The organism is Marisediminicola sp. UYEF4, assembly GCF_040546025.1.
Lineage (GTDB): Bacteria > Actinomycetota > Actinomycetes > Actinomycetales > Microbacteriaceae > Marisediminicola.
Genome location: NZ_JBEPNA010000009.1, coordinates 104,368 through 111,219 on the forward strand (window position 1 = coordinate 104,368; position 6,852 = coordinate 111,219).

A 6,852-nucleotide genomic window follows, 5' to 3' on the forward strand; every position below is an offset into this window, starting at 1 on the left:
GGCTTTCATTATTCAGGAGTCGGGGGTCAGGGTGACCTGCACAATTCAGGAGTCTGGGTGCTGAAGTGACCTCGGCGCCGGCATCCGGCCCCATATTCCGGCGGATGCGGGGGTCCTGCGGCACTCCGCGACGGTGCCGCTCCTGAATGATGAAGTTGCCGCGGGGCCAGACTCCTGAATAATGAAAGCCACCCGCCCGCACACTCCTGAATAATGAAAGTCAGTAGTCGACGTCGCGCGTCTCCTTGCTCAGCAGCAGAGCCACGAGGGTGATCGCGCCCATCGAGCTCAGGTACACGCCGACCAGCACGGGGCTGCCACCGGCGGCGCCCCAGAGGGCAACGGCGATGAACGGGGCGACGGCCGCGCCCAGGATCGACGCGACGTTGTAGCTGATCGCCGAGCCGGTGTAGCGCACGTTCGTCGGGAACAGCTCGGGCAGCAACGCGCCCATCGGCCCGAAAGTCAGACCCATGAGGGTGAAACCGATGATGAGAAGCGCGTAGACGCCGACGGTGCCGGCGGCGAACAGCGGCACAAACAGCAGCCCGAACACGATGATCGCGATCGTCGTCACGATCAGGTGCGCGCGGCGGCCGAATCTCTCGGCGAGCGGCCCGGACACGAGGGTGAAGATACCGAAGAACACGACGCCGATGATGAGCATGACGAGGAAGGTGTTGCGCTCGAAGCCCAGACCGGCGACCGGGGCGTCGACCGGGGTCGTTCCGTAGGTGAGCGTGTAGGTCGTCATCAGGTAGAACAGCGTGTAGGTCGCGAGCATGATGAACGTGCCGAGGATGAGCTCGCGCCAGTTCGACCGGAACACCCGCGCGAGTGGGACCTTGACGACCTCGCCCGTGGCGACCGCCTTCTGGAAGGAGGGCGTTTCGATCAGCTTGAACCGCACGTACAGGCCGATGATGACGAGCACGGCGCTCGCGAGGAACGGCACCCGCCAGCCCCACTCGAGGAACGTCTCCGGCGACATGGTTGTGGCGAGCAGCAGGAAGACGCCGTTGGCGACGATGAATCCGATCGGGGCGCCGAGCTGGGGGAAGGTGCCGTAGATCGCACGCCGACCGGCGGGGGCGTTCTCGGTCGCGAGGAGCGCCGCGCCGCTCCACTCGCCGCCGAGTCCGAGTCCTTGGGCGAACCGCATCAGCACGAGCAGCGCCGGTGCGAGGATCTCCCAGCCGGGGGTGAGTGCCGTCGGGAGGCATCCGATCAGCACGGTCGCGACGCCCATCGTGAGTAGCGATGCGACGAGGGTGCCCTTGCGGCCGATGCGGTCGCCGAAGTGCCCGAACACGATGGAGCCGATCGGGCGGGCGATGAACGCCGCACCGAAGGCCGCGAACGACTTCAGCAGCGACAGAGTGGGGTCGTCGCCCGGAAAGAACAGCGCAGGGAACACGAGCACCGCGGCGGTCGCGTACACGTAGAAGTCGTAGAACTCGATCGAGGTTCCGATGAGGCTCGCGAAGATGACCCGCGATCTCGGGTTGGTCGTGACCGGTGTGGACGTGGACGTGCTCATTCGACGGCTCCGCGGGGGGTGGGGGATGGATGCCGCGACTCGCGGCCCACTCCGACCCTACGCCTCAGAGAAGCACCTTCTGCACGAACAGCACCGCGATCGCGACCGCCGCGATCGCAGCCCCCCACTTCACGAGGAACAGCAGCGGGTTGCGCATGGCTAGACCGCGAGGGAGCGGATCAGCACCGCCGTCGACAGTGCGGCCTCGGCCGCTTCGGCGCCCTTGTCCTCTGTCGAACCGGCGAGGCCCGCGCGGTCGATGCCCTGCTCCTCGGTGTCGATCGTCAGCACGCCGAAGCCGACGGGTTTGCCGGTCAGCACGCTCACCTGGGTGAGGCCCTGCGTGGCCGCGCTCGCGACGTATTCGAAGTGGGGGGTGCCGCCGCGGATGATGACGCCGAGGGCCACGACGGCATCCGCGCCAGCATCCAGCGCTGCGCGGCTCGCGACGGGCAGCTCGAAGCTGCCCGATACGCGCAGTTCGGTCACCTGCGCGCCAGTTTCGGCGAGGTAGCGCCGGGCGCCGGCGAGCAGCCCCTCGGCGATCACCTCGTGCCACAGCCCGGCGACGATCGTCACCTTCAGTCCGGTGCCGTCGATGGGGGTGACCTCTGGTGCGCCTGCGCCGCTCATAGTTCCTGCTCTCTCAGTGATTGTGCCGCAGCGGCGGTAACCGCGCGGTCGAGGAATCCGTCGCCCGGGAGGATGTGGCCCATCCGGTCGCGCTTGGTGCCGAGGTACGCCTCGTTGAAGCCGTCGACGCCGACGACGAGCGGCACCTGCTCGAGAACGGTGATCCCGCGGGCGGTCAGCTGCTCCAGCTTGTCGGGGTTGTTGGTGATCACGCGGATGCTGCTCAGGCCGAGGTCGCCGAGGATCGCCACGGCGGCGCCGTAGTCGCGCCCGTCGGCGGGGAAGCCCAGCGCGATGTTGGCATCGAGGGTGTCGAGGCCGTCCTCCTGCAGGCGGTACGCCTTGAGCTTGTTGATGAGGCCGATGCCGCGCCCCTCGTGGCCGCGCATGTAGATGACGACTCCGCCCTCGTTCTGGATGGCGTCGAGGGCGGCGTCGAGCTGTGGCCCGCACTCGCATTTGAGCGACCCGAGAACCTCGCCGGTGAGGCACTCGGAGTGCACGCGCACCAGGGCGCCGTCGGCGGGGGAGCCTGCGATGATCGCGATATGGTCGGCGCCCGTCATCCGGTCCCGGTAGGCGCGGATGCGGTACGGGCCGTGAGTCGTCGGCACCACGGTCTCGACCTCGAAGATCACCCGGGAGGTCTCGGGAACCGGCAGCGTGACCGGCACCTGCACGTCGCAGAGCACCTCCTGGAGGTAGGCAATGAGCGATTCGATCGTGATGACCGGCACGTTCTCGCGGGCGCCGAGCTCGATCAGCCCGGGCAGGCGCATCATCTCGCCGTCCTCGGCGACGATCTCGCTGATCGCGCCGACGGGGATGAGCCCGGCGAGCTTGAGCAGGTCTACGGCGGCCTCGGTGTGGCCGCTGCGCTCGCGCACTCCTCCGTCGACCGCCCGCAGCGGCAGGATGTGGCCGGGGCGGTTGAGGCTCGCGGGAGTGGACGTCACGTCGGCGAGCACCCGGAGGGTGTGTGCCCGGTCGGCGGCGCTGATGCCCGTGCTGATCCGGTCGGCAGCGTCGACGGTGACCGTGTAATTGGTGCCGCGTGGGTCCTCGTTGTTGACCACCATGACGGGCAGCTCGAGCCGGTCGGCGAGCTCGTTCGACATCGGGGCGCAGATGAAGCCGGAGGTGTTGCGCACCATCCAGGCCATCCATTCCTGAGTGGCGAGCTCCGCGGCGATGATGACGTCGCCCTCGTTCTCGCGGCCCTCGTCGTCGGCGACGATGATGGGCCGTCCGGCGCGCAGGGCGTCGAGGGCTGTGGGGATGTCGGCGAGACTCATGCGTCTCTCCTTCCGGTGTACTGCAGCATGCGCTCGACGTGGCGAGCCAGGATGTCGGTTTCGATATTGACGGTGTCTCCCACCGATTTGAGGCCGAGGGTCGTGACGGCGAGGGTCTCGGGGATCAGCGACACTTCGAACCAGTCGCCGTTGTCGTTGCCGACCGCGCTGACCGTGAGCGAGACACCGTCGACGGCGATCGAGCCCTTGTTGGCCACGAGCGGGGCGATACCGCCCGACAGGCTGAACCGCAGCACCCGCCAGGCGCCGCCCTCGGTGATCGACAGCAGCGTGCTCGTGCCGTCGATGTGGCCCTGCACGATGTGGCCGCCGAGGCGGTCGCCCACCTGTGCGGCGCGTTCGAGGTTCACCCGGTCGCCCGGCGCGGGCGAGGCGAACGTGCTCATCGCGATGGTCTGTGCCATGACGTCGGCGGTGAACCAGTCGACCCCCTGGTCGACGACCGTGAGGCACACACCGCTGACCGAGATCGAGTCGCCGTGGCGCGCGTCGCTCACGGCGATGGGGCCGTGAACGGTGAGCCGCGCCGCATCCTCCGTCGGCTCCCATTTCACGATCTCGCCGAGCTCTTCGATGATTCCGGTGAACACTAGGCGTTCCTCTCGAGCGGGGCTGATGGGTGGCGCCGCGGCGTGACCGGCCCGTGCGGCGCCGCGGTGATGAGCAGGTCGTCGCCCAGGTGCTCGACGGACGTGATGCGCAGCCGCCGCGCCTCGCCTATGGTGGCGACGCCGATGTCGCCGATCGCGAGCCTGTCGCCGCCGAGCAGGCTGGGGGCGAGGTAGATGAGGTACTCGTCGACGAGTCCCGCGGCGACGAATGCGCTCGCGAGGGTGGGGCCCCCCTCGACGAAGGCGTGGCGGATGCCGAGCTCGAACAATCCGGAGAGCACGGCGGCGAGGTCGCGGCTGGCGGTCTCGATGAGCCCGCGCGGGTGCGCTCGCAGCTTGGCATCCGCCGGCGCGGTGCGCTCGCCGATGACCACGGGGATCGGCTGGTGCCCGAGCAGTTCGCCGGCGTCGCCGCGAGCGGTCAGGGCCGGGTCGTCGGCGAGCACGGTGCCGGTGCCCACGATGATGGCGTCGGATGCTGCGCGCTGCTCGTGCACACGCTGCCGGGAGGCCGTGCCGGTGATCCAGCGGCTCGTGCCGTCGGCCGCCGCCGTGCGGCCGTCGAGGGTCGAGGCCCACTTGAGGGTGACAAACGGGCGCTCGAGGCGCACCGAGGTGAGCCACGTGCGCAAGAACGCCTCGGCTTCTCCCTCGAGCACTCCGGCCTCGACCACGACTCCGGCCTCGGCGAGGCGGCCGGCGCCTCCGCGGGAGTGCTGCCCCGGGTCGGCGACGGCATAGACGACGCGCGTGATCCCCGCGGCGATGAGCGCGGCACTGCACGGGCCGGTCCGCCCGGTGTGGTTGCACGGCTCGAGCGTGACGACCGCGGTCGCACCCCTGGCAGCATCCGGATTCGGGAGGGAGATCAGCGCGGCGACCTCGGCGTGGGCGGTGCCGGCCCCGCGGTGCCAGCCCTCGCCGATCACCGCGCCGGCTGCCGACAGGATCACGCAGCCGACCCGCGGGTTGGGGCCGGTCGCCGGTCCACGGGCGGCGAGCGCGAGGGCGCGCCGCATGGCGGTCTCGATCCCTGCCGTGTTCAACATCCGGTTCCTGACATCTCGTTGTGAGACGGACTCCGGGATTCGTGCGTCGCTGACGACGTGCGGGCGTCGTCAGGCGACCGCTCGTGCTACCTCTCATCCAGACTGAGAGACCTTGCGGTCTCATAACTGTCGGTCCCGGAATTCCACCGGCTCAACCGCTGCCTCTCATGTGAGTGGCCTCGGGTCGCGGACTATCACCGCCGGTTCGGAATTTCACCGACCCCGGAGCACGTACTTCTGGTTCTGAGTGTACTCAACGCTCCAGAGGCCCGTGTATTCCTTCGTCACAGTGCCGTGGGGGTGCCGTGGCTGGTCATGCCGGCCACCCCGGCTTGGGCGCGCGGTCATCCGTATCGCGCAGCGCGCCCCGCCAGCTCGCCGGATGGGACCCGTCGCGGTGGGCGATGCGCGACGGCCCCTCGCCCGTGAAGCGGAATCCGCAGCGCCGTGCCACGGACGCGGATGCCGCGTTTCCGACAATGCACTCCCAGCCGATCTCCCGGATGCCCGCGAAGCCGGTGCCGAGAGTCCAGTCGGCGACGAGACGCAGCGCCTCCGACATGTGGCCCCGGCCACGGTGCTCAGCGCCCATCCAGAACCCGACGTCGGAGGTCGGAACTCGGAGCCCGATGACCCCCAGCAGCGGGCCCCCGCGCTCGGCTCGGATCGCCCAGGTCAGCTCATCGCCTGTCGTCCAGCCGGTCGGGATGTGGTCGTTCACGAAGTACTCGGCATCCGCCCTGCTGTACGGCCAGGGAACGGTGAGAAATCGCTCGAACAGGGGATCCTGGCAGTACCGGGTGATGTCGTCGACGTCCGTCGACAGCGGAGGATCGAGCACGACGCGGTGTGACTCGAGGGCTACCCGATCCATTGCATCCGCCCCCGTTCGCGCCCGAGATTCAATTCTCTCAGCCTCACCCGGGCCGATACGCAGCCGTGAATCCGCTGACTATCTGTGCAGCGCCTCGCGCCGTCGGGCCCCGAGCGGCACGTCGGCCACCCGAGGGTGCGAACACCGCAAGAACCCGCAAATTCCCCGGAATTTCGGGCCTCGAGCCCCCGCGGACGACCATTCATCCAGATTCGAGGCCCTGCACGTATGTTCAATTGCGTTGCGCGGCAGGCGCTCGCTCTGGCGGGATTGTCACTGCACGCACCGAAGTCGCTCGGTAGCGGCATCAATGATGATTGAGGGTCAACGTGGACAATCTCGGAATAGTTTTTCTCTCGGAAGTGCTCGGGACGGGGATGCTGACGCTCCTCGGTTGCGGAGTTGTGGCGAACGTCGCCCTCGCCAAGAACAAGGGCCTCGGCGGCGGATTCCTGATGGTGACGTTCGGCTGGGGACTCGCCGTCTTCGCCGGCGTGATCGTCGCGTACAACTCGGGTGCGCACCTCAACCCGGCCGTCACGATCGGACTCGTCGCCAATGGCGCGACCGAATTCGGCTCGGGTGTTCCGGTCAACGTGATCTCGGTGCTGGTCTACTTCGCCGGTGAATTCCTCGGAGCCTTCCTCGGTGCCGTCGTCGTCTGGATCGCGTACAAGCAGCACTTCGACGACGAGCCGGAGGCGGCCAACAAGCTCGGCGTGTTCTCCACCGGGCCCGCGATCCGCTCCTACGGCTGGAACCTCGCCACGGAGATCATCGGCACCTTCGTGCTCGTGTTCGTCGTGATCGCCTTCGGCCGCCAGGGCGA

General features: G+C 68.5%; 7 protein-coding genes and 1 riboswitch. Of the genes, 1 reads left to right on the plus strand and 6 read right to left on the minus strand.

Going from position 1 to position 6,852, the window contains the following annotated elements:
• Positions 1–220: 220 nt before the first annotated feature.
• From ABIB15_RS10065 to ABIB15_RS10090, 6 genes are all read right to left on the minus strand, one after another.
• A complete protein-coding gene (locus ABIB15_RS10065) occupies positions 221–1,540 on the minus strand; it encodes an MFS transporter (protein ID WP_354477757.1) in 1,320 nt (439 codons plus the stop codon).
• A 159-nt stretch (positions 1,541–1,699) separates the two neighbouring features.
• Positions 1,700–2,173 (minus strand): 6,7-dimethyl-8-ribityllumazine synthase, encoded by a 474-nt coding sequence (gene ribH, locus ABIB15_RS10070; RefSeq protein WP_354477760.1) that lies wholly within the window; start codon positions 2,171–2,173, stop codon positions 1,700–1,702.
• Positions 2,170–3,468, minus strand: a complete 1,299-nt coding sequence (gene ribB, locus ABIB15_RS10075; RefSeq protein ID WP_354477763.1) for a 3,4-dihydroxy-2-butanone-4-phosphate synthase — start codon at positions 3,466–3,468, stop codon at positions 2,170–2,172. The genes ribH and ribB overlap by 4 nt, the downstream gene beginning before the upstream one ends.
• Complete coding sequence (locus tag ABIB15_RS10080) at positions 3,465–4,079, minus strand: riboflavin synthase (RefSeq protein WP_354477766.1); 615 nt, start codon at positions 4,077–4,079, stop codon at positions 3,465–3,467. The genes ribB and ABIB15_RS10080 overlap by 4 nt, the downstream gene beginning before the upstream one ends.
• On the minus strand, positions 4,079–5,149 hold the full coding sequence (gene ribD, locus ABIB15_RS10085; protein WP_354477769.1) for a bifunctional diaminohydroxyphosphoribosylaminopyrimidine deaminase/5-amino-6-(5-phosphoribosylamino)uracil reductase RibD: 1,071 nt from the start codon (positions 5,147–5,149) through the stop codon (positions 4,079–4,081). The genes ABIB15_RS10080 and ribD overlap by 1 nt, the downstream gene beginning before the upstream one ends.
• Before the next feature lie 80 nt (positions 5,150–5,229).
• Positions 5,230–5,383: riboswitch (FMN riboswitch) on the minus strand.
• 79 nt (positions 5,384–5,462) lie between these two features.
• Positions 5,463–6,023 carry a GNAT family N-acetyltransferase gene (locus tag ABIB15_RS10090; RefSeq protein ID WP_354477772.1) on the minus strand — a complete coding sequence of 187 codons (561 nt, stop codon included), beginning with the start codon at positions 6,021–6,023 and terminating at the stop codon, positions 5,463–5,465.
• A gap of 377 nt (positions 6,024–6,400) precedes the next feature.
• Between ABIB15_RS10090 and ABIB15_RS10095 the strand changes: the two genes are divergently transcribed.
• Positions 6,401–6,852, plus strand: a 452-nt coding sequence (locus tag ABIB15_RS10095) for an MIP/aquaporin family protein (protein WP_354477789.1), incomplete at its 3' end; no start/stop codon positions are given.